Origin of the sequence: Polaromonas sp. CT11-55 (assembly GCF_047303325.1) — a bacterium.
Taxonomy (GTDB): Bacteria; Pseudomonadota; Gammaproteobacteria; order Burkholderiales; family Burkholderiaceae_C; genus Polaromonas.
This window is the reverse complement of sequence record NZ_JBKBEX010000023.1, coordinates 1-20100: the sequence shown is the minus strand read 5'-3', so window position 1 is coordinate 20100 and position 20100 is coordinate 1. Positions and strand designations below refer to the sequence as shown.

The 20100-nt window shown below is 65.6% G+C and carries 23 protein-coding genes and 1 riboswitch; of the genes, 9 read left to right on the top strand and 14 right to left on the bottom strand.

What is annotated here, in order from left to right:
• The first annotated feature begins 27 nt into the window (after window positions 1-27).
• The 4 genes from ACEN8I_RS18505 to ACEN8I_RS18490 all read left to right on the top strand — a co-directional run bounded on the left by ACEN8I_RS18505 (window position 28) and on the right by ACEN8I_RS18490 (window position 3616).
• Complete coding sequence (locus tag ACEN8I_RS18505; protein ID WP_413330044.1) at window positions 28-1029, top strand: Bug family tripartite tricarboxylate transporter substrate binding protein; 1002 nt, start codon at window positions 28-30, stop codon at window positions 1027-1029.
• 44 nt (window positions 1030-1073) lie between these two features.
• Complete coding sequence (locus ACEN8I_RS18500) at window positions 1074-1352, top strand: YkgJ family cysteine cluster protein (RefSeq protein WP_413330043.1); 279 nt, start codon at window positions 1074-1076, stop codon at window positions 1350-1352.
• A 271-nt stretch (window positions 1353-1623) separates the two neighbouring features.
• Window positions 1624-2361 (top strand): methanethiol S-methyltransferase, encoded by a 738-nt coding sequence (gene mddA, locus ACEN8I_RS18495; protein ID WP_413330042.1) that lies wholly within the window; start codon window positions 1624-1626, stop codon window positions 2359-2361.
• A 148-nt stretch (window positions 2362-2509) separates the two neighbouring features.
• Window positions 2510-3616: an alpha/beta fold hydrolase gene (locus ACEN8I_RS18490; protein WP_413330041.1), complete on the top strand. Its 1107-nt coding sequence runs from the start codon at window positions 2510-2512 to the stop codon at window positions 3614-3616.
• A gap of 67 nt (window positions 3617-3683) precedes the next feature.
• On the opposite strand, the gene ACEN8I_RS18485 is transcribed toward ACEN8I_RS18490, so the two are convergent.
• From ACEN8I_RS18485 to ACEN8I_RS18475, 3 genes are all read right to left on the bottom strand, one after another.
• Window positions 3684-4664 carry an NADPH:quinone oxidoreductase family protein gene (locus tag ACEN8I_RS18485; RefSeq protein ID WP_413330040.1) on the bottom strand — a complete coding sequence of 327 codons (981 nt, stop codon included), beginning with the start codon at window positions 4662-4664 and terminating at the stop codon, window positions 3684-3686.
• Window positions 4664-5161: a PaaI family thioesterase gene (locus tag ACEN8I_RS18480; RefSeq protein WP_413330039.1), complete on the bottom strand. Its 498-nt coding sequence runs from the start codon at window positions 5159-5161 to the stop codon at window positions 4664-4666. Before ACEN8I_RS18480 ends, ACEN8I_RS18485 begins: the two co-directional genes overlap by 1 nt.
• Before the next feature lie 167 nt (window positions 5162-5328).
• Window positions 5329-6042: a Crp/Fnr family transcriptional regulator gene (locus ACEN8I_RS18475; protein WP_413330038.1), complete on the bottom strand. Its 714-nt coding sequence runs from the start codon at window positions 6040-6042 to the stop codon at window positions 5329-5331.
• Between the two features lie 104 nt (window positions 6043-6146).
• Between ACEN8I_RS18475 and ACEN8I_RS18470 the strand changes: the two genes are divergently transcribed.
• Both ACEN8I_RS18470 and ACEN8I_RS18465 read left to right on the top strand, forming a co-directional pair.
• Window positions 6147-6917, top strand: a complete 771-nt coding sequence (locus tag ACEN8I_RS18470) for a class II aldolase/adducin family protein (protein WP_413330037.1) — start codon at window positions 6147-6149, stop codon at window positions 6915-6917.
• On the top strand, window positions 6914-7798 hold the full coding sequence (locus ACEN8I_RS18465) for a bile acid:sodium symporter family protein (protein WP_413330036.1): 885 nt from the start codon (window positions 6914-6916) through the stop codon (window positions 7796-7798). The genes ACEN8I_RS18470 and ACEN8I_RS18465 overlap by 4 nt, the downstream gene beginning before the upstream one ends.
• Here ACEN8I_RS18465 and ACEN8I_RS18460 read toward each other — a convergent pair.
• The 4 genes from ACEN8I_RS18460 to ACEN8I_RS18445 form a co-directional block, all read right to left on the bottom strand.
• Window positions 7795-8643 (bottom strand): transglutaminase-like domain-containing protein, encoded by an 849-nt coding sequence (locus ACEN8I_RS18460; protein WP_413330035.1) that lies wholly within the window; start codon window positions 8641-8643, stop codon window positions 7795-7797. The two genes, ACEN8I_RS18465 and ACEN8I_RS18460, sit on opposite strands and share 4 nt — an antisense overlap.
• Before the next feature lie 19 nt (window positions 8644-8662).
• Window positions 8663-8974, bottom strand: coding sequence for a hypothetical protein (locus ACEN8I_RS18455; RefSeq protein ID WP_413330033.1), 312 nt, complete (start codon window positions 8972-8974; stop codon window positions 8663-8665).
• Window positions 8975-9160 carry a DUF1328 family protein gene (locus ACEN8I_RS18450; RefSeq protein WP_413330032.1) on the bottom strand — a complete coding sequence of 62 codons (186 nt, stop codon included), beginning with the start codon at window positions 9158-9160 and terminating at the stop codon, window positions 8975-8977. It abuts the gene before it with no gap.
• 228 nt (window positions 9161-9388) lie between these two features.
• The gene (locus ACEN8I_RS18445) at window positions 9389-10723 is read right to left on the bottom strand and encodes an AsmA family protein (protein ID WP_413330031.1); all 1335 of its coding nucleotides are present in this window, start codon (window positions 10721-10723) and stop codon (window positions 9389-9391) included.
• A gap of 114 nt (window positions 10724-10837) precedes the next feature.
• On the opposite strand from ACEN8I_RS18445, the gene gstA reads away from it, so the two are divergent.
• Window positions 10838-11446, top strand: a complete 609-nt coding sequence (gene gstA / locus ACEN8I_RS18440) for a glutathione transferase GstA (RefSeq protein ID WP_413330030.1) — start codon at window positions 10838-10840, stop codon at window positions 11444-11446.
• A gap of 204 nt (window positions 11447-11650) precedes the next feature.
• Entirely contained in the window at window positions 11651-12757 is a 1107-nt protein-coding gene (locus tag ACEN8I_RS18435) for an alkene reductase (protein WP_413330029.1), read from the top strand.
• Here the strand turns inward: ACEN8I_RS18435 and thiE are convergent.
• Genes thiE through thiC form a run of 5 tightly spaced genes read right to left on the bottom strand, consistent with a single transcriptional unit; the run spans window position 12754 to window position 17419 of the window.
• Entirely contained in the window at window positions 12754-13395 is a 642-nt protein-coding gene (thiE, locus tag ACEN8I_RS18430; RefSeq protein WP_413330028.1) for a thiamine phosphate synthase, read from the bottom strand. The genes ACEN8I_RS18435 and thiE overlap by 4 nt on opposite strands.
• Before the next feature lie 7 nt (window positions 13396-13402).
• Complete coding sequence (locus ACEN8I_RS18425; RefSeq protein WP_413330027.1) at window positions 13403-14224, bottom strand: thiazole synthase; 822 nt, start codon at window positions 14222-14224, stop codon at window positions 13403-13405.
• Window positions 14225-14434 carry a sulfur carrier protein ThiS gene (thiS, locus tag ACEN8I_RS18420; RefSeq protein WP_413330026.1) on the bottom strand — a complete coding sequence of 70 codons (210 nt, stop codon included), beginning with the start codon at window positions 14432-14434 and terminating at the stop codon, window positions 14225-14227. It lies immediately after the preceding gene.
• Window positions 14435-14445: 11 nt separating this feature from the next.
• Window positions 14446-15498, bottom strand: coding sequence for a glycine oxidase ThiO (gene thiO, locus ACEN8I_RS18415; protein ID WP_413330025.1), 1053 nt, complete (start codon window positions 15496-15498; stop codon window positions 14446-14448).
• A gap of 1 nt (window position 15499) precedes the next feature.
• Window positions 15500-17419 carry a phosphomethylpyrimidine synthase ThiC gene (gene thiC, locus ACEN8I_RS18410; protein WP_413330024.1) on the bottom strand — a complete coding sequence of 640 codons (1920 nt, stop codon included), beginning with the start codon at window positions 17417-17419 and terminating at the stop codon, window positions 15500-15502.
• Window positions 17420-17500: 81 nt separating this feature from the next.
• A riboswitch (TPP riboswitch) is annotated at window positions 17501-17619 on the bottom strand.
• A 360-nt stretch (window positions 17620-17979) separates the two neighbouring features.
• Between thiC and ACEN8I_RS18405 the strand changes: the two genes are divergently transcribed.
• A complete protein-coding gene (locus ACEN8I_RS18405; protein ID WP_413330023.1) occupies window positions 17980-18534 on the top strand; it encodes a Spy/CpxP family protein refolding chaperone in 555 nt (184 codons plus the stop codon).
• Window positions 18535-18713: 179 nt separating this feature from the next.
• On the opposite strand, the gene ACEN8I_RS18400 is transcribed toward ACEN8I_RS18405, so the two are convergent.
• Together ACEN8I_RS18400 and ACEN8I_RS18395 are read right to left on the bottom strand one after the other, a co-directional pair.
• Entirely contained in the window at window positions 18714-19256 is a 543-nt protein-coding gene (locus ACEN8I_RS18400) for a hypothetical protein (RefSeq protein WP_413330022.1), read from the bottom strand.
• Window positions 19257-19393: 137 nt separating this feature from the next.
• Window positions 19394-19717: a hypothetical protein gene (locus ACEN8I_RS18395; protein ID WP_413330021.1), complete on the bottom strand. Its 324-nt coding sequence runs from the start codon at window positions 19715-19717 to the stop codon at window positions 19394-19396.
• Between the last annotated feature and the right edge of the window lie 383 nt (window positions 19718-20100).

Below are 20100 nucleotides of genomic sequence, written 5' to 3'. Positions count from 1 at the left end.
CCCACGACAACGATACGGAGACATCAGATGAAACTCACGAACACGCGCCGCGGCGCATTGCAGTCCGGCCTCAAGGCCGGCGGCGCCATCGCCGCGGCCTCGGCCTTTCCGGGCCTGTTGCACGCGCAGGCCGCCTGGCCCAGCAAACCGATTCGCCTGCTCGTGCCCTTCGCGCCCGGCGGCAGTTCTGAAATCGTCGCCCGCTCGGCCGCCAATGAACTCGGCAAAAGCCTGGGCCAGAACGTGTTTGTCGAAAACAAGCCCGGCGCCAGCGGCAACATCGCGATGCAGGAATGCGCGGCCTCCACCGACGGCCACACCATCATCCTGGGCCACATCGGCACCATGGCGGTCAACCCTTTCATCTTCGACAAGCTGCCCTTCGACACCAACAAGGACTTCAAGCCCATCTCGCTGCTGGCCAAGGTGCCCAGCCTCTACGTGATCAATTCCAATGTGCCCGCCAACAACCTCAAGGAATTCATCGCGCTGGCCAAGTCCAGGCCCGGCCAGCTCAATTACGGCTCGGCCGGCAACGGCAGCGCCGGCCACCTGGCCTTTGAATACCTGAAGATGGCCACCGGCATCTTCGTGCTGCACGTGCCTTACCGCGGCACCGGCCCGCAGCTCACTGATTTGCTGGCCGGCCGGCTCGAAGCCGCCAGCGTGGGCGCGCCCGCCATCCTGGCCCACATCAAGTCCGGCAAGCTGCGCTGCATCGCCACCGGCACCAAGGAGCGCCTGCCCCAGCTGCCCGACGTGCCCACGGTCGCCGAAAGCGGCTACCCGGGTTTTGAGATGACCCAGTGGTACGGCCTCAACGCGCCCGCCAACATGCCGCAGGCCAACATAGACCGCATCGCCGAAGCCTGCAACAAGGCCATGCACAACCCGCAGGCCACCGAACGCCTGCGCGGCGACACGGCCCAGCCCGTGGGCGATACGCCGGCGCAGTACGGCGCTTTCATCAAGACCGAGCAGGCGCGCTGGAAGCTGGTCGCCGAACGGGCGAAAATCAAGCCTGATTAAACGGTCCGCCGCATTCCCCTCCTTCCCAACCGCGAGCCCTCTTCATGAACTGCCGCCCCGGCTGCGGCGCCTGCTGCATCGCGCCCTCCATCAGCTCCGCCATTCCCGGCATGCCGCAAGGCAAGCCGGCCGGCGTGCGCTGCGTGCAGCTGGGCGATGCCAACCAGTGCCTGATCTTCGGCCGGCCCGACCGGCCAGCATGTTGTTCCGGACTACAGCCTTCCGTGGAAATGTGCGGGACATCACGCGAACTGGCCATCCAATGGCTGGATGACCTTGAGCGTTCCACGTCTACAACGCCGGCTACGTCCCTCACAGACTGATGGCCTGAGGCCATCGCTCTGCAGCCCCCCGAGGTGCCGCAGGCTCCTTGGGTCGGCCCGGCACCCATCGCGTTCTACCCGTTTCGATAGCGCCTACGGTAGCCCGCTACCGTAATCGCGGCCTGCACCAACCGTAATTTTCCGACTGGGCTGCGGCCTGGTTCCATCGCACACTGACGTCACAGCTTCTTGTGTGTGGACGGACCCCTCGTATCCAATATCGCCATCCAAGCCGGCTTCCATTTCCATCGATCAACAAAGGGCACCCGCCATGAAGAGGTTACTTGCATTTGTATACGGCTTGACGGCCTATGCCATTTCCTTCGGCACAACCTTATACGCCGTCGGTTTCATTGGCAACTTCCTGGTCCCCAAGACCATGGATTCCGCACCGCATATCCACTGGACGCAGGCACTGTTGGTGAACGTCTTGCTGATCGGCGTATTTGCGCTGCAGCACAGCGTCATGGCCAGGCCCGCATTCAAAAAGGCCTGGACGCGGATTGTTCCTGAACCCGTGGAGCGTAGCACCTATGTCCTGGCCTCAAGCCTGGCCCTGATTCTGCTGTTCTGGCTGTGGCAGCCCATGGGCGGCGTTGTCTGGAGCGTGCAAGACACCAACGGCAGGGCGCTGCTCTACATCCTGTATGCGCTGGGATGGCTGACCGTGTTTGGCAGCACCTATGCCATCAACCATTGGGACTTGTTTGGCCTGCGGCAGGTTTACTGCTACTTGCGCGGCGAGTCCTACCAAACCATCTCGTTTGCCTCGCCAGGCCCTTACCGGTACGTACGCCACCCCATCTACCTGGGTTGGTTGCTGACTTTCTGGGTGACGCCCACCATGACGATCGCGCATCTGGTGTTTGCTGTTGCCGCCACGCTGTATATCCTGATCGCGATCCGGTTCGAAGAACGCGACCTGATCGACTATTTCGGTGATACCTACCGGCAGTATCGCAAGCGCGTGGCGATGATCATTCCATTTCCCGGAAAGACGCTTCGCTAAGGCCAAGGCGTCAACATGGCTGCTCGTGAACTGATGAACATGCCTTGGACATGCTTTTAAGCACAGGCTATCCGCCCCATTGAAGCGACGCTGACTCTGGGCCAGATGCCGTTGGACTGCGCCCTGGTCGCCTCTTACAATCGGCGCGATGCACCGGGAACGACAACAGCAGATTCGTTTTTGCACCAGCGCAGACGGCACGCGACTGGCCGTTGCGACGCTCGGTGAAGGCGCGCCTTTGGTCAAGGCGGCCACCTGGCTGACCCATGTCGAGAAGGACCCGAGCAACCTGTTCACCCGGCACTGGGTGTCCGAGTTGAGCCGCGGCAATACCCTCATCCGCTACGACTCCCGCGGCTGCGGCTTGTCGGAACGGCAGGTCGAACGCATTTCCATGGAAGCCTGGATCGAGGATCTGGAGGCCGTGGTCGCCACCCTGGCCATGGACCGCTTTCCCCTGTTTGGCATGTCCCAGGGCGCAGCCATCGCCGTCAACTATGCGGCGCGCCACCCGGACAGGGTCAGCCACCTGGTGCTCTATGGCGCTTGCGCTCGCGGCCTGTTGAAACGCGATCCGCCGGCCAAGGTCATCGACGCGGCGCTGGCCATGCTCAAGGCGGCAGAACTGGGCTGGGGTTCCGACAGTTCGTCGTTCAGGCAAGTGTTCATTTCCCAGTTGCTGCATGATGCAACGGCGGAACAGCAACGCGCGGTCGACGAAGCGCAGCGGCTGACGATCTCCGGCGCGAACGCCGTGCGTTTCCTCAAGGAGGTCTTCGAGATCGACTTGCTCGAATCGGCGCCCAAGGTGCGCTGCCCAACGCTGGTGTTCCACGCCAAAGACGACCCCTGTTTTCCCTTCGAGGAGGGCCGTCTGCTCGCATCGCTGATCCCGAACGCGCGCTTTATACCGCTAGAGAGCAAAAACCACCTGCCGTTCGAGACCGAGGCCGCCTGGCCCGTGTTCCTGTCCGAATTTCGGGCCTTCCTGCCCGGGACCGGTGCCGAATCCGCACCTCGTGATGCGAACGCGCCAACAACCACCAAGCCGCTGCTGACACCGCGGCAAATCGAGATCCTGCGCGAGGTTGGGCAGGGCCAGACCGACAAGCAGATTGCCCGCAAGCTCGCCTTAAGTCCGCGCACCGTTGAAATGCATGTCGCGAACGCACTGCTGGCCTTGAAGTGCCGCACGCGCGCCGAGGCGGTGAGGCGCGCAACAGAACTCGCGTTGATCACCTCGGCCCCCGGGTGACCTTGGCCACCCAGCTCCTTGGGCCCGCGCCTTCAGGTGCGCACGGTGGCGAGGATTGGGCTCACAGTCAACGCACCCTCAGCACCGTGCGCCCCTGCGCCAGGCGTTGTGTGACCTTGTGCATGCCGGTGCGAAACTCCTCCAATGGAAGGCTGGCACTGACATGTGGTTTGATACTGCCCTGCGCCACCCATGCGAGCAACTGGGCATCGGCATCAAGACTGGCCTGCGGAAAGCGCTCAACCCAGGCGCCCCAATAGGAGCCTACGACGGAATAGTTCTTCAGCAACGGGAGGTTCATGGGGACCGAGACTATTTCCCCGCTGGTGAAACCAACCGGCAGCATCCGCCCGCCCCAGTTCATCAACCGTGTCATGGTGCTGAAAATTTCCCCGCCAATGTTGTCGAAGAACACGTCAACCCCTTTGCCGCCGGTGATGTCCTTGATCCGTTGGCGCAGGTCTTCGCTGCCATAGACAATGACTTCCTGCGCTCCATGCGCCCTGGTGATCCCGGCCTTGTCCGGCGTCCCGACACCGGCGATGATTGTTGCGCCTAGGTGCCGCGCCAGATCAACCGCCGCCAGCCCCACGCCGCCGGCCGCGCCGGATATGAAGATAGTCTCACCGGCCTGCAGCCTGGCGCAGTCAAGCAGCGCGTAGCGGGCGGTTCCATAGCAATGGCGAACGGTGGAGCCGGTCTCGAAATCGACGCCGTCCGGCAGCAAAACCGTCGCGTCCTGCGAAGCGACCACCCGTTCCGCATAACAACCAGACCAATTGCCGCAAATCACCCGGTCACCCGGCTTGAAGCGGGTGACCTCGCTGCCGACTTCGGCCACCACGCCCGCCGCGTCCGTCCCTGGCACAAAAGGGGGCTGCGGGCGCAACTGGTACTTGCCGGCAACCATCAGGCAATCCATGAAGCTGATGGAGGCGGCATGCACGTCGACCAGTACTTGATGAGGGCGCGGCTTCGGAGAGTCCATGGTTCCAAGCACCAGGGAATCGACGCCATCAAAGGTGTTGCAAATAACGGCGCGCATCATCAGCCCATCCCTTTGACACGAATGGCCACGACTTCTGCACTGGCGCACTCGGCGCCATTCTGCAAAACCCGGCATGCCACCACAAATTTCCGGTCGGTTTGCTCCTGGACCCGCGCGTAGAAATCCAAGGAAGCATCAATTGCCACGGGTTTGAGGTAGTTGACGGTCAATCTGCCGGTGACAAATGCAAACGGCGGGGGACCGCCTGCCAGATCATGGCCCAGTTGCCGGCAAGCGGTGGCCAGCGCGGTCCAGATGGCATGGCAATCAACGACAGAGGCAATTGCTCCGCCATACACAAAACCAGGATGGCCGATGTGAAAGGGTTGCGGGCGCCAGCGGCACACCAGCTCCTTACCCACCCAATGGCTCTTGATTTGCAGGCCGTGCGCGTTGAGAGCGCCGCAGCCGAAACAATGGACTTTGAACTGATCCTGCAGCGCCTGTCCGGCCTCGGCCTGCATCTGATCTTCGACAACGGATTCCTGAACGCTCATCACAACTCCATGAAAATGCATGGAGCCAGTGTTGCATCGCCCGCCGGACCAGGTAACTGTGCCTACTACGGTATTGGCATCCGACGCTACGGTACGCTTACGGTAATCCGAACTCGCGCGGGCTTTCCCGACGTCAATTATTGAGGCGACAACAGCAGGCAACAGCTCTACTCAACCCGCCGCCCCAGCACCTCCAGCCGGTCCATCGCCAGGATCTCCATGCGCCCATAGCGCAGCGCCAGCACGCCTTGCGCCGCCAGCGCCTTCAACTCTTTGGACAGCGTCTGCCGGCTGATGCCCAGCATCATGGCCAGCGCCTCCTGCGACACCGGCACCACAGGCCGCGCCTTCAGCGCCATGGTGGCATCGCCGCGCGCCAGCAGCAGCAAGCGGCGCGCCACGCGCGCGCGGGTCGAGCGCAGCGCCGCGTCCTCCACCATGCCGTAGAGCGAGCGCACGCGTGCCGCCAGCAGCCCCGCCACCGCCCGCGCGAAGGGCGCGCCCTCCATCAGCGCGGCAAAAGCCGCCTGCGGCACCACCAGCACCTCGGCCGCCGACAGCGCCGTAGCATCGTGGGTGCGCGGCTCACCATCCATCAGCGAGATCTCGCCAATCCAGTTGCCCGCCTCCAGCACCACCAGGATGGCCTCGCGCCCGTCTTCGCGCAACGAGGAAATCTTGAGCAGCCCGCCCAGCAAGCCGTAAAAGCCGCCGGGCGCATCACCCTGGCGGAACAGCATCTCGCCGGGCCGCAGGCGCAGCAGTTCCGCGGAGTCGAGCAAGGCCTGCCGGTCCGCCAGGGGCAGCGCGCCAAACCAGGGGTTGGCCGACATGCGGTCCACCAGGGAAGAAGCCGAGGCTGTCGCGGGAACGATAGGCATGTGGTCAATTGTCAAATTTTTGACAGTTCGCCGTCAAGCACGGACGTATCGTGCAGCTTGAACCCCAGAACCACCCAAACATTACAACCCCCCGGAGACAAACCATGCACATCCCTTCCCTCAAAGAAGTCGTCAGCGCCGAAGAATGGCAATTGCGCTGCGACCTCGCCGCCTGCTACCGCCTGGTTGCGCTCTACGGCTGGAGCGACCTGGTCTTCACCCACATCAGCGCCAAGCTGCCCGAGTCGGTCTCGGGCGCAGGCAATCACCACTTCCTGATCAACCCTTACGGCCTGATGTTCGACGAGATCACGGCCTCCAGCCTGGTCAAGGTCGACGGCCAGTGCAACAAGGTGATCGACTCGCCCTTCCCGGTGAACCCGGCCGGTTTTGTGATCCACAGCGCGGTGCATGAGGCGCGCGCCGATGCCGGCTGCGTGCTGCACACCCACACGCGCGCCGGTGTGGCCGTCAGTGCCCAGCAGTGCGGCGTGCTGCCCATCAGCCAGCAGTCGACCTTTGTACTGGCCTCACTCGCGTATCACGCGTACGAGGGTGTAGCCTTTCGCGACGAGGAAAAACCGCGCCTGCAGGCCGACCTGGGCAGGGCCAATTTCCTGATGCTGCGCAACCACGGCCTGCTGGTCGTGGGCAAGACGATTGCCGACGCGTTTCTGAGCATGTACACCTTTGAGAACACCTGCCGTATCCAGCTCGACGCCCAGGCCGGCGGCCCGCTGACAGAGGTCAACCCGCTGATCGTCAAAGGCGTGTCCGAGGCCATGCGGGTGCAGACCGGCGGCATGGGCGGGGCGTTTGTCTGGCCCTCGCTGATCCGCAAGCTCGACAGGCTCGATGAAAGCTACAAGTCATGAGCGGCTCCCCCATCGTCGCGCAGCTGCTGGTGGCGGCCCTGGCCCTGGTCATGCTGGGCCTGGGCCTGACGCTCAAGGTCGAGGATTTCACCCGCCTGCTCAAATACCCCAAGGCCGTGCTGGTGGCGCTGGTGCTGCAGGTCATCGTGCTGCCCATCGCCTGCTACGCCATCATCATGCTGCTCAATGTGCCGCCGCTGTTCGCCGTGGGTCTGATGCTGCTGGCGGCCTCGCCCGGCGGCATCTCGGCCAACCTGTTCAGCCACCTGTTCGGCGGCAACGTCGCGATGAACATCTCGCTGACCGCCATCAACACCTTGCTGTCCATCGTGACCATGCCGCTGATCGCCAACTGGGCCATCAACACCTTCGCCAAAACCGGCCAGGTCGTGCCGCTGCAGTTCGGCAAGGTGGTGGAGGTCATTGTCATCGTGCTGGTGCCGGTGGCCGTCGGCATGTGGCTGCGCACCCTCAGGCCCGGCTGGGCCGCGCGCAGCGAGAACCCGACCAAGGTCTTCAGCATCATCGTGCTGGTCGTGGTGGCCGTTGGCGCGGTCGTCAAGGAATGGCAGGCGCTGAGCGCCGGCTTCGCGGCCATAGGCCCGGCCGTGCTGGCCTTCAACCTCGTAAGCCTGCTGGCGGGTTATTACGTGTCGCGGGCGACGGGCCTGGACAAGCCGATTTCCACCGCCATCAGCTACGAGATCGGCATCCACAACGCGACCCTGGCCATCTTCATCGCGCTGGCCGTGCTGAACAACGTCCAGCTGGCCCTGCCCGCGGCCGTCTACTCCTTCAGCATGTATGTCACGGCCACGCTGTTCGGCCTGCTGGTGCTCAAGCGAAAGAGCGTGCCGGTGCCAATCAAGGCGCCGGCCTAGGCGCTCACCACGGTCAGCAGGGGCGGCGCCTGGGACGTGCCGGGCGGGCGCGGCGGCATGTCGCCCTCCTCCACCGTCAGCTCCTTGCGCGTCATGCGCACGTCGCCGAAGATGGTGGCGAAGGCCACGTCCTTGGCGTCGCGCCCCGTGCCCACGCGCACCAGCCGGTCTATGGGCGCCATGCGCGTCGGGTCGAAAAGTACCCAGCGGCCCTCCAGCCAGGCTTCGAACACCGCGTGGAAATCCTCCGGCGGCTCCTCGAAGTGCACATAGCCCACGACCAGCCGCGCCGGGATGTTGAGGGCGCGGCACATGGTGATGCCCAGGTGCGCGAAATCGCGGCACACGCCCGCGCGCTGCACAAACACTTCTTGCGCCGAGGTCGTGGAGTCGCTGAAGCCGGGCAGGTAGTTGATCGACTCGTAAATCCAGCTTTCGATCGCGCGCACGCGGCCTATGCCGGGTGGCAACTGGCCGAACAGCTGCTGCGCCGCGCGGCTCATCACGTCGGACTCGCAATAGCGGCTGGGCATCAGGTAGCGCAGCACGTCGTCGGGTACACCGGTCACCGGCGTTTCCTCCAGGTGCAGCGGCACAGGCGCGGGATGCAGTTCCACGCGCGTGCGGTAGTTGACCGACAGCAGCCCCTTGGGCGCATCCAGCCGTATGAAGCGGTTGCCGCTGCGCTCGTCGCAGAAGTTGCGCACCTTCATGCTGGGTGTGATGGTCAGGCGTTCCTCCACCACATGGTGGCCTTCGTGAAAAGCCGTCTCGATATTGAACAGAAAATGCGCAGGGCTGCCGACTTCGTATTCCAGCAGGGTTTCAATCAGCGCGGTGTGCATGGGTCAACCCTGGAGGCCATCAAAGGCGGGTGCGATGGTCGGGCGCGCCACGGCGCGGCTGGGCAAACCAGTTCTGGCAGGTCACAAACACAATGCGCGCGGCGCGCTCCAGCACGTCCGCCGAAGGCTGGGCGCGCCGGCGCGCGCGCAGGCGGTTCACCAGCAGGAACTCGGCAATGCTGGCCTGGAAAGTGATCTTGCGTTTGGCGACAGGCGCGGGCGCACTCGCCGGCGCAAGCGGCCCGGACCAGGGATGGAACAGCCGCTGCCGAAAGCGCGACGCCAGCGATGCCGGCGGCGCGGGGGCACTATCCACTTTTTGTGGCGTCATCTACTTGAGCACCTTGTTCGCCGCGCCCACGCCCAGGGCGGCCAGCAGCAGGAAGATGACCGCCAGGATCAGGAACAGCCCGAACAGGATCTTGGCGATACCGGCAGCACCCGCCGCCACGCCGCCGAAGCCGAGGGCGCCGGCAATCAGTGAAATCAGCGCAAAAATAATCGCGTACTTGAGCATCTTGGCCTCCTGTGCAAGGTAGGGCGGCCCGGTTCATGCGCGAATCGGCATGCCAGCCGGGGCCGGGACGGCCGCGACAAGGCGCCGCGGCGAATCTTCATGCTAAAAGTGCGCCGGCCCGTGCCCCATCAGCAGCACCCGCCAGGCGCTGTAGGACAAGGGCGCGGCGGTGCCGGCTTGCTATATTTTTAGCAGCACACAAACCCCAGAATACCGAGACCGCGGGGCTTACTTGCCAAACAGGCTGCGAAAACCCTCACCCACGCGGTCGCCAAGGTTGGCGCCGGCGCCGGTGCCCACGCCGGGCATCAGCGCCGTGCCTATGGCCGCGCCCAGCAGGGCCGAGCGTGACAGCGTGACCTCGGGGTTGTCCAGCGTGCCGCCCACCGTCAAAGGCACGCCGACCGCGCCGCCAATGGCGCTGCCCAGCTTGCTGTCACCGGCCACGTTCACGCTCACGCGCCCGCTCAGCGCCTTGGCCGGCGAGATGGCAACGTTGCCGGTTGCGCTCAGCGCGCCCGAACTCGCCACCAGGTTGGTCAGCTGCGCCGACTTGCCCTGGGTGCTGACCTGCCCGGCCAGGGTGTCCAGCGGGGTCTGGCCGCCGCGGCTCAGGCCTATGGTCCTCACCGCCTTGGCCAGGTCCAGCCCGTTGAGCACCGCATTGCGCACGGTAAAGGTGGTCTGGGTGTTCAGCGCCTCCACCAGCGCGCCCGTGGTGGCGGCCCGGGCGTGCAGCGTGGTCGATGCCTCGAGCCGGCCCGTCAGCGATTTGCTGGGCGCGGTCAGCGCCGACACCTCGACATCTTTGGTCTGCAGCTTGCCCTGCAGCTCCAGTTCCTCCCGCGCGGCGGCCGCCGGCACTTTCTTCAGGCCCAGCTTGCCTTCGACCTTGCCGCCGCCCACGTCCACACGCAAAGCCCATTCGTCGCCCGCGGCGCCGGCCTTGGATTCCTCGCGCTTGAGGCTGGCCTCCAGGCCCTGCAGGTTGCCCTTGATCAGCTTGAGCGAGACGCTGTCCGGCAGGCCGTCGTCGCCCAGCGCAGCTTCGGCATTCACCGTGGTGCGCGCGCCCGCGGCGCTGATCCAGGTCACCTCGTCCAGCACCGTGCGGCGCGGCAGCCAGTCCATGGAGGCTTGCCCCGCCGGTGCGGAAGGCGCGGCGGCTGCGGCCTGCGCCGGGGTTTTCTTCTTTTGCAGCAGGAGCAGCACGGCGTCAATGCCCTGCTGCGGCAGCACCGCCTTGCGCACCAACAGGGTCGCCACCGCCAGCTTCCCCGTCAGCAGCGGCTGCCAGCGCGGCCGCACTTCCAGGCGCTCCAGCGTGAGGGGCGGCTTGCTTTTGATGGAGATGCCGCTCAAGGCCACCGCCGGCAGCGGCCAGACGTCCACCGCGACCCGGTCCAGCGCCACCGGCACGCCCAACGCGGCCGAGGCCTCGCGCTCCACGCGCTGGCGGAAATCATCGGTGCTCACCCAGCGGTGCAGCGTGAAGGCCACCACGGCCAGCAGCACCATCAAACCCAAAGCCAGGAACACCAGCCATTTGAAAACTTTTGCCATGCGGCTATTGTGGCGCGGCGCGGCGATCCGCATCCCGGCCTACAGCAAAAATCCACGGTTGCGGCTAGCATCAGGGGCTGTACCGCATTTCACCCGCACTACAAAGGACCCACCATGAAGCTTTATTACTCCCCCGGCGCCTGTTCCCTCTCCCCGCACATCACGCTGCACGAGTCCGGCCTGAAGTTCGAGCACGTGGCGGCGCCCACCAAAACCCACCAGCTGGATGACGGCACCGACTACTACACCATCAACCCGCTGGGCTATGTGCCCCTGCTGGAGCTCGACGACGGCACGCGCATCGCCGAAGGCCCGGCCATCGTGCAGTACATCGCCGACCAGGTGCCCGAGAAGAAACTCGCGCCGGCCAACGGCACGCTCGATCGCTACAAGATGCAGTCCTGGCTGACCTTCATCGGCACCGAACTGCACAAGGGCTTCAGCCCGCTGTTCAACGCCGCCACGCCGGCCGAGTACAAAACCATCGTCATCGACAAGCTGCTGTCGCGCCTGAAGTGGGTGGACGGCCAGCTCGCCGGCAAGCAGTACCTGATGGGCGATGCCTTCAGCGTGGCCGACCCCTACCTCTTCACCGTCACCAACTGGGCGCCGCGCGTCGGCGTGGACATCTCCGGCTTCGCCAACCTGGCGGCCTTCCGTGAGCGCATGGCGGCCCGGCCCGCCGTCCAAGCGGCCATGAAGCACGAAGGCTTGACCAAGTAACACTCCCGTCCAGGCTCACTGCGTGTAGCCTGTTCCCCCTCTAGGGGGCGGCGCCTGCGGCCTGGCAAAGCCAGTTCCGCGGCCCCTGCTGCTTGTGTCCGCGAGGGCTCTAAATACCATGGATTTAGCAACCCGTGTTGGGCAAGCCAATCGAAACAGGGCCAAACTGGCCCTGTTTTCATTCAGCTTTTCAGGATCCAAGCCATGCCCACCTTATTCGACTCCAACAAAGCCGGTGACCTTGTCCTTGCCAACCGCATCGTCATGGCGCCGCTCACGCGCAACCGCTCGCCCAATGCCGTGCCTCCGGCCATCGCCCGGACCTATTACGCTCAGCGCGCCAGCGCCGGCCTGCTGATCACCGAGGCCACCGCCATCAGCCACCAGGGCCAGGGCTATTCGGACGTGCCGGGCCTCTACGGCAGCGAGCAACTCGACAGCTGGAAAAAAGTCACCCATGCCGTGCATGACAAAGGCGGAAAGATCGTCGTGCAGCTGTGGCATGTGGGCCGCGTCTCGCACAACAAGCTGCAACCCAATGGCGGCAAGCCGGTCGCGCCCTCGGCCATCACGGCCAAGACTAAAACTGTGCTGATCGAGGACGGCGTGCCGACTTTTGTCGACACCTCGGAGCCGCGCGCGCTCGACCTCGGCGAAATCCCAGGCATCGTGCACACCTTCGCGGCGGCGGCGCGCAACGCGGTCGAAACCGCCGGCTTTGACGGCGTGGAAATCCACGGCGCCAACGGCTACCTGCTGGACCAGTTCCTCAAGGACGGCAGCAACCACCGCCGCGACGACTACGGCGGCAGCATCGAAAACCGCGCCCGCCTGCTGCTGGAAGTCACGCGCGCCGTGACCGACGCCGTCGGCGGCGGCCGCACCGGCATACGCCTGTCGCCCGTCACCCCCGCCAACGACGTGCACGACAGCAAGCCCCAGGCCTTGTTTGAATACGTGGTCAAGCAGCTCGCCAGCCTGAACCTGGCCTACATTCACATCATCGAAGGCGCCACCGGCGGGCCGCGTGAAATTGACGACCGCCCCTTCGACTACCCGGCGCTCAAGGCCGCCTACCGCAAGGCCGGCGGCAAGGGCGCCTGGATGGTCAACAACGGCTACGACCAGGACCTGGCTGAAAAAGCCGTGGCCGACGGCGCCGACCTGGTGGCGTTCGGCAAGCCCTATATCGCCAACCCCGACCTGGTGGAGCGCCTGCGCGCCAGGGCGCCGCTCAACACGCCCGACAAAAACACCTTTTACGGCGGCGGCGAAAAAGGCTACACCGACTACCCCGCGCTGTCGGCTTAAGTGCCGCGGGCCTGCGCCGCCAGGGCCATGCCCTGGCGCGCGGCCTCCTGCGGGTCGGCCGCCAGCGTCACCGCGCTGACCACCGCCACGCCGTCCACGCCGCAGGCCAGCACGCCCGGCATCAGCGCCAGCGAAATGCCGCCTATGGCCACCACCGGATAGGGCGCGGCGTCCTTGGCCCATAGCGCCAGGCGCTCCAGGCCCACAGGCTCATAAGGCATGACCTTGAGCGTGGTCGGGTAGATCGGGCCTATCGCGAGGTAGGAAGGCTGCACCGCCTTGGCCCGCGCCAGTTCAGCCGGCGTGTGCGTGCTCAGGCCCAGGCGCACGCCGGCTTTGCGCAGGGCCGCGATGTCGGCCGTGTCCAGGTCTTCCTGGCCCAGGTGCACGCCGTAAGCGCCAGCCTCCAGCGCCAGCTCCCAGTGGTCGTTGATAAACACCTGCGCGCCCGGCACCTCGCGCCCCGCCGCCACCGCGGTGCGCACTTCCCATGCGATCTCGTCCGCGTCGTGGTCCGCCGCCTTGATGCGCAGCTGGATGGTGCGCACACCCCAGCCCAGCAGGCGCCGCACCCAGGCGGCGTCGGGAACGACGGGATAAAAACCAATGGGGCCGGTAAGTGGCTTAAAGGAACTCATAGCGGCCTCAAGAGGAATGCCAGAAGGGCACACCGACTGTCGGTGTCGAAGCCTGCGCCGCCGCGCGCTCAGGCATGGGTGTGGACTCGTAGGCCGCACGGCCGGCCGCCACGCCATCGGCAAAGGCGCGCGCCATGCGCACCGGGTCGCCAGCTTGCGCCACCGCGGTGTTCAGCAGCACGGCGTCAAAGCCCAGTTCCATCACCTGCGCGGCATGCGAGGGCCGGCCCAGGCCGGCGTCGACCACCAGCACCGCATCGGGCAAACGCCGGCGCATGGTCTCGAGTGCGTAAGGGTTGAGTGGCCCGCGGCCCGTGCCAATCGGCGCGGCCCAGGGCATCACCGCCGCGCAGCCGGCCGCATGCAGGCGCTGCGCCATCACCAGGTCGTCGGTGGTGTAGGCAAACACGGCAAAGCCCTCTTTGGCCAGCGTGGTCGCGGCTTCGAGTGTGGCCACCGTGTCTGGCTGCAGTGTGTAGTCATCGCCTATGACTTCCAGCTTGATCCAGGGCGTGCCGAAAATCTCGCGTGCCATCTGCGCCAGCGTGATCGCTTCTTCTGCGCTGTGGCAGCCCGCCGTGTTGGGCAGGATGCGGCAGCCCATGGCCTGCACTCGCTGCCAGAAACTGTTGCCGCCGCCGCTCTCGGGTTGCAAGCGGCGCAGGCCCACCGTCAGCACCTCGGTGCCGCTGGCGCGCACCGCGTCGGCCAGCACCTGCGGCGAAGGGTAATGCGAAGTGCCCAGGAAAAAGCGGCTGGACAGGGTAACGCCGGCGACCGTCCAGGGCTTGCCATGGGCGATGGGGGAAGAAGTGACGGACGTGTCCATTTAACCTCCTGTGATCGGGGTGACGATGTCTATGCGGTCGCCGTTATTCAAGACGCGCTCCGGCCACTGGGGGCGCGGCACAAAACTGTTGTTGATCGCGCAGGCAAACGCGCCTTGCAGCTGGTAACCACGCGCCAGCAGCAAAGCCTGCAAGGTGGGTGCGTCGGTTTGAATGGCTTCGCCGTTCAGCGAAATGTGGAGTCTTGTCATGTCATTCATTTTCACTGCCCCAACAGTTGATGAACCAGGTCTTCGACCAGCGCCGGCGCACACAGGTAACCGTGGCGGTAGAGGCCGTTGATATGCCACACGCCATGCCGCTGCGCAATCGTTGGCCGGTGGTCATCCAGCGCCGGGCGTAACGCTGCTGCCAGACGCAGCACCCTTGCCTCGCCAAAAGCCGGGTGCAGGCTGTGCAGCGCGCTGCCCAGCTCCAGCGTGGAGCGCAAGGTCACTGGCCCGGTGTCTTCCGACTCCAGCTCGGTCGCGCCGACCACAAACTGGTGGTTGGGGCGCGGCGCCACATAAAGCTGGTAGCGCGGGTGCATCAGCCGCACCGGGCGCTGCAAAGTCACGCCATCGCATTCAACCGTCAGCACCTCGCCACGCACACCGCGCAGCTGCGGCCAGCTTTCTTTCGCGCCCACGCCGCGCGCATCCACGGCCACATCCACGCCATATGTTTGCCCGCCGCATTCGATATGGTCGTCTTCGACCGCATCGACAGCCCGGCCTTCGAGCCAGCTGCCGCCCAGCCGGTCTATCTCGGTCGCCAGCGCGGCCATCCACTGGTCGTTGGCCAGCTGGCCTTCGCCGTCCAGCATCAGCCCCTGGCCAAAGCGCCCGGCCAGCGCCGGTTCGGCCTGGGCCAGCGCGGCCGCGTCCAGCGTGTGCACTTGGGCGCGCGCGGCCTCGGGCAGCTTGTGCAGCAGCAGGCCGGTGAAATGCGCCAGCGAACTCTGGTCGGGCGCATGCGCGACGACCAGCGTGCCTTCGCGCCGGAAATACACCGGCAAGCCCCGATCGGCCAGCTCGCCGATCCATTGCGGCCACAGCTGCATGGAGCGCTGGCCCAGCGCGAACACGACATCATCGGATACCGCAAGCTCGGCCAGCGGCGAGAGCATGGCCGCCGCCGTCATGGACGCCGTGGCCAGGTCGCCGCGCGCCCGCGCATCGAACAGGCTCACACGGCAACCGGCGCGCAGCAGGCGCCAGGCCAGCGTGCGGCCGGCCAGGCCCGCGCCTGCGATGCCGATGTGCAAGCTGTTCATCTCAGGAATAAATCTCGCTGCCGCCCTCGCGGAACTCCTTGGCCTTTTCCTCAAAGCCAGTCGCGATCTGCTTGATGGGAATCGTACCGGCGGCCGGGGCCAGCGTCGTCGTGGCCGGATTCAGCCGCGCGAACTCGCGCACCTCCTGCGAAATTTTCATCGAGCAGAACTTCGGCCCGCACATGGAGCAGAAATGCGCGACCTTGGCGTTCTCCTTGGGCAGGGTTTCGTCGTGGTAGGCCATGGCCGTGTCGGGGTCGATCGCCAGGCGGAACTGGTCTTCCCAGCGGAACTCGAAGCGTGCCTTGGACACCGCGTTGTCCCACATCTGCGCGCCCGGGTAGCCCTTGGCCAGGTCGCCCGCATGCGCGGCGATCTTGTAGGCGATCAGGCCCTGCTTCACGTCGTCGCGGTTCGGCAGGCCCAGGTGTTCCTTGGGCGTCACGTAGCACAGCATGGCCGTGCCGTACCAGCCGATGTTGGCTGCGCCCATGGCCGAAGAGATGTGGTCGTAGCCCGGCGAGATGTCGGTGATCAGCGGGCCCAGCGTGTAGAACGGCGCCTCGAAGCAGGCCTCCAGCTGCTTGTCGACGTTTTCCTTCACCAGCTGCAGCGGCACATGGCCGGGGCCTTCGATCATCACCTGCACGTCGTGTTTCCAGGCAATTTGCGTGAGCTCGCCCAGGGTGTGCAGCTCGGCGAACTGCGCTTCGTCGTTGGCGTCGGCAATCGAGCCGGGCCGCAGGCCGTCACCCAGCGAGAAGCACACGTCATACGCCTTCATGATCTCGCAGATCTCTTCAAAGCGCTCGTACAAAAAGCTTTCCTTGTGGTGCGACAGGCACCACTTGGCCATGATGGAGCCGCCGCGCGAGACGATGCCCGTCAGGCGGTTGGCCGTGAGCGGCACATAGGCCAGGCGCACGCCGGCGTGGATGGTGAAGTAGTCCACGCCCTGCTCGGCCTGCTCGATCAGCGTGTCGCGGAAGATTTCCCAGGTCAGGTCTTCGGCCTTGCCGTTGACTTTTTCGAGCGCCTGGTAAATCGGCACCGTGCCGATGGGCACCGGCGAGTTGCGCAGAATCCATTCGCGGGTTTCATGGATGTTCTCGCCGGTCGAGAGATCCATCACGGTATCTGCGCCCCAGCGAATCGACCAGACCAGCTTGTCGACTTCTTCCTCAATGCTCGAGGTGACCGCCGAGTTGCCGATGTTGGCGTTGACCTTGATCAGGAAGTTGCGGCCGATGATCATCGGCTCGCTCTCGGGGTGATTGATGTTGTTCGGGATCACCGCGCGGCCGCGCGCCACCTCGTCGCGCACGAACTCGGCCGTGATCTCTTTCGGGATGGCGGCATTGAAGGAATGGCCGGCCTTGGGCAGGCGCTCGGTCTTCAGGCGCTCGGCCAGCTGCGCGCGCACCAGGTTCTCGCGCACCGCGATGTATTCCATCTCGGGTGTGATGATGCCTTTGCGCGCGTAATGCATTTGCGACACATTGGCGCCCGCCTTGGCGCGGCGCGGCACCGGCGCATGCGCCATGCGCAACGCGGCCAGGGCCGGGTCGTTCAGGCGCTGGCGGCCGTAGGCGCTGCTGATGCCGGCCAGGGCCTCGGTGTCCTGGCGCTCGTTGATCCAGGCGCCGCGCAGCGGCGGCAGGCCGCGCGTGATGTCGATGGGTGCAGCAGGGTCGGTGTAGATGCCTGAGGCGTCGTACAGGCGCAGCGGCGGGTTGGCTTCACGGCGTGGCTCACCGGCGCCTTCGTGCACCAGGGTATCGGTCAGCGTGACCTCGCGAAACGGCACGCGGATGTCGGGGCGCGAGCCCTCGATATAAATCTTCGCCGAGCCGGGAAAGGGCGCGCGCGTGATGCGGCCCGTGAGGTCTTGGGTGTCAACGGTGAGTCGGGTTTTGGCCATGTGGTTCTCCAGGAGGTGGGGTGCCTGCTGGGGAGCCGGAGGGTCCTTGGGCGGCCTCTGGAGGTGCCGCTACGGAATGCCGGAGCCAATTGCGTTGTTCCCTACGCGGGGATGACCCCGATCAGGTTCAGCGGGTCTCGCAAACTGCGATCTCAGCCTTGACACTCCCTAAGGAAATCTTGGCACCCCGACAAGCTGCAGCCATTGTAGGCACCCCCAGGCCGCATGGCAAATAACCAAGGTCACAAGTCGTCCAAGCCCGTGGGGGCCGCGGAACTGGCTTTGCCAGGCCGCAGGCGCCGTCCCCTGCAAGGGGAAAAGGCACTACACGAAGTGAGTGCCGATAGGGGTGTATCCATCCCCCGTCCCCTGCAAGGGGAGAGGGGGCTACACGCAGTGAGCCCCAACAGGGGTGTGCTTTTTCCCAAAACTTTACAAAACCTCATCGCTCGGGCAACCGCGGGGATACAGAGCGCCGCCACACTTGCTCCCAACCTGAACCCAAAACCGTATGTCACGGCCGCGGATTTCAGGCATCTTCTCTTCGAAAGGAAGTCCCCATGAAATTCGCATTCAAGCCCTCCGCTTCCCTCAACAGCCTTGTACTGGCCGGCCTGCTGGCAACGGTGGGCGCCGGCGCCATGGCGCAAACGCCTCCCGCCCCCCCGGCCGGATCGCCGCCCGCAGCCGGCAAACCCGCCGGCCCCCACGGCGAGCGCATGGGCCGCCATGACCCCGCCAAGATGCAGGCCATGATCGCCAAGCACCAGGCCGAACTCAAGGCCAAGCTCAAGCTCACCCCGGCCCAGGAAGGCGCATGGACCAACTACACGGCCGCCATGCAGCCGCCTGCGCACGGTCCCCGCCCCACGGCCGAGCAGCGCGCCGAGTTCGACAAGCTGACCACGCCCCAGCGCATCGACAAGATGAAGGAAATGCGCACCCAGCGCATGGCCGAGATGAACGCGGCCATGGACAAACGCGGCGAAGCCACCAAGGCCTTTTACGCCGTGCTGAGCCCCGAGCAGCAAAAAGTCTTTGATGCCGAACACAAAAAGCACGGCCCGCGCGGCGGCCACCGCGAGCACGGCGGCCCCGGCCCGCAAAAGGGCTAAGCCAGGCCCCGGCGCCAACGCCCCCAGCCCGCACCGCAAACCGGTGCGGGCTTTTTTGTGCCCCCTTGGTAATGAATGGGGCAGCAAAAAGCCGGGCCGCGGGACATGCCCGCGCCCGGCCTTGCAAGCTGGTGGCGCCGGCCGCGAACGGCCGGCCCAGGCTCTAGCCCTTCTAGCCCTTAATGAGCACCGCCGCTGACGGCCGCGCCACCCTGGACACTGCCCTGTACGCCGCCCTGGAGGCTGCCCACGCCGCTGCTCACGCCGTTGTAGGTGCGTTTGGCGCCGCTCTTCACGGCGCTGCCCGTGCGGGCCACGGCCCGGCCGGTGGCGCGTGCGGTGTCATCCACCGCGCCCGTGGCCCGGCTGCTCAGGCCGCCGGCACTCTGGGCCGCACCCGAGACATTGGCGCCCGCGCCGACGCCGGCAGCAGCGCCCACACGGCCGGCGGTTGCGCCGGTGCCGCTGTCGCCACCACCGCCCGCATTCGCGCGGGTGGCGGCATCAATGTTGGCGTTCTGGCCGGCATTGACACCGAGGTTCACGCCCAGGCCGGCCCCGGCGTTGCCGCCGGCGCTGTTGCCACTCAAGCCGGCACCTGCGCCGGCGCCCACACCCACGCCTACGCCAAGGCCTTGGGCAAAAACAGCAGGCCCGGCCAGCGCGGCAGCCAGGGTCAGCGCCACGGCGCCGGGAATCGAACGAATCAGGAACTTGGACATTTCAGTCTCCTTCAAAAAACGATGGGCTTGCTCAACATGGCAACCCACCCAGCAGGGCCGCAACGAAAACCGCTGTGGCCCGCCCGCGCCGCCTGGGGCCGTGGATCACCACTTCGCCCCAAAACGGATCGGCGGTCTTAATGGCTGTCGCCCTTCGCGGGGCCTTGCGCGCCGCCGGTGGAAGTGGCGGCCGCGTCACGCGCGGCGGCGTTCTTCGCCCGTTTGGCCGCGCGTTTTTCGCGCTTGGCGGCCTTGGCTGCCGCACGGTCGGCCTTGGCGGCCGTGCGTGCCTCGGGGGTCTTTGCCGTACCGCCCATAGGGGCCGCCGAGTTCTGGTCCTGTGCCTTGGTGCTTCCGGGCGGCGTCGTGGTATCGGTCTGCGCATGGACTTGCGCGCCCAGCAACAAGGCGGAAACAATCGCAGCCGCTGCGGGAATGGATTTCATTGAAATTTTCGTCATCGTGATTTCCTCTTCGGTTGGCCCCATGGATAAGGCGCGTTGGATAAACAACCCCTGATGTGTGGCGGGGCTGGTTTCAATTTAGGGGCCGGGCCGCGGCGAACTTGCCGGAGAGGCCCGCCGCGCCGTGTAGGACACTGCGCCCGCGGCGTGTGGTTGCGGCCATTTCCGTGAAACTGTTCACGCGAAAGGGTCAACCAGGCTCGTGTACAAATAAGTTTCTGTCCTACACCTGGGAAAAGACGCGCGGGGCCACAATGGCTGTCCGGGTGACCGCCCTACTGCCTGCCGCACTCCTGCGCGCTTCCCCGACTGCCTTATGCAACAACCGCCCTTCGACTCCTCCCCCCGCCGCAGCGCCCCCGATGCGCTGTCCGTCGCCG

Bases quoted from the DNA above. Each gene is read 5' to 3' on its own strand.
- ACEN8I_RS18505 (WP_413330044.1), top strand. From the start codon at position 28: ATGAAACTCACGAACACGCGCCGCGGCGCATTGCAGTCCGGCCTCAAG.
- ACEN8I_RS18500 (WP_413330043.1), top strand. From the start codon at position 1,074: ATGAACTGCCGCCCCGGCTGCGGCGCCTGCTGCATCGCGCCCTCCATC.
- mddA (WP_413330042.1), top strand. From the start codon at position 1,624: ATGAAGAGGTTACTTGCATTTGTATACGGCTTGACGGCCTATGCCATT.
- ACEN8I_RS18490 (WP_413330041.1), top strand. From the start codon at position 2,510: ATGCACCGGGAACGACAACAGCAGATTCGTTTTTGCACCAGCGCAGAC.
- ACEN8I_RS18485 (WP_413330040.1), bottom strand. From the start codon at position 4,664: ATGATGCGCGCCGTTATTTGCAACACCTTTGATGGCGTCGATTCCCTG.
- ACEN8I_RS18480 (WP_413330039.1), bottom strand. From the start codon at position 5,161: ATGAGCGTTCAGGAATCCGTTGTCGAAGATCAGATGCAGGCCGAGGCC.
- ACEN8I_RS18475 (WP_413330038.1), bottom strand. From the start codon at position 6,042: ATGCCTATCGTTCCCGCGACAGCCTCGGCTTCTTCCCTGGTGGACCGC.
- ACEN8I_RS18470 (WP_413330037.1), top strand. From the start codon at position 6,147: ATGCACATCCCTTCCCTCAAAGAAGTCGTCAGCGCCGAAGAATGGCAA.
- ACEN8I_RS18465 (WP_413330036.1), top strand. From the start codon at position 6,914: ATGAGCGGCTCCCCCATCGTCGCGCAGCTGCTGGTGGCGGCCCTGGCC.
- ACEN8I_RS18460 (WP_413330035.1), bottom strand. From the start codon at position 8,643: ATGCACACCGCGCTGATTGAAACCCTGCTGGAATACGAAGTCGGCAGC.
- ACEN8I_RS18455 (WP_413330033.1), bottom strand. From the start codon at position 8,974: ATGACGCCACAAAAAGTGGATAGTGCCCCCGCGCCGCCGGCATCGCTG.
- ACEN8I_RS18450 (WP_413330032.1), bottom strand. From the start codon at position 9,160: ATGCTCAAGTACGCGATTATTTTTGCGCTGATTTCACTGATTGCCGGC.
- ACEN8I_RS18445 (WP_413330031.1), bottom strand. From the start codon at position 10,723: ATGGCAAAAGTTTTCAAATGGCTGGTGTTCCTGGCTTTGGGTTTGATG.
- gstA (WP_413330030.1), top strand. From the start codon at position 10,838: ATGAAGCTTTATTACTCCCCCGGCGCCTGTTCCCTCTCCCCGCACATC.
- ACEN8I_RS18435 (WP_413330029.1), top strand. From the start codon at position 11,651: ATGCCCACCTTATTCGACTCCAACAAAGCCGGTGACCTTGTCCTTGCC.
- thiE (WP_413330028.1), bottom strand. From the start codon at position 13,395: ATGAGTTCCTTTAAGCCACTTACCGGCCCCATTGGTTTTTATCCCGTC.
- ACEN8I_RS18425 (WP_413330027.1), bottom strand. From the start codon at position 14,224: ATGGACACGTCCGTCACTTCTTCCCCCATCGCCCATGGCAAGCCCTGG.
- thiS (WP_413330026.1), bottom strand. From the start codon at position 14,434: ATGACAAGACTCCACATTTCGCTGAACGGCGAAGCCATTCAAACCGAC.
- thiO (WP_413330025.1), bottom strand. From the start codon at position 15,498: ATGAACAGCTTGCACATCGGCATCGCAGGCGCGGGCCTGGCCGGCCGC.
- thiC (WP_413330024.1), bottom strand. From the start codon at position 17,419: ATGGCCAAAACCCGACTCACCGTTGACACCCAAGACCTCACGGGCCGC.
- ACEN8I_RS18405 (WP_413330023.1), top strand. From the start codon at position 17,980: ATGAAATTCGCATTCAAGCCCTCCGCTTCCCTCAACAGCCTTGTACTG.
- ACEN8I_RS18400 (WP_413330022.1), bottom strand. From the start codon at position 19,256: ATGTCCAAGTTCCTGATTCGTTCGATTCCCGGCGCCGTGGCGCTGACC.
- ACEN8I_RS18395 (WP_413330021.1), bottom strand. From the start codon at position 19,717: ATGACGAAAATTTCAATGAAATCCATTCCCGCAGCGGCTGCGATTGTT.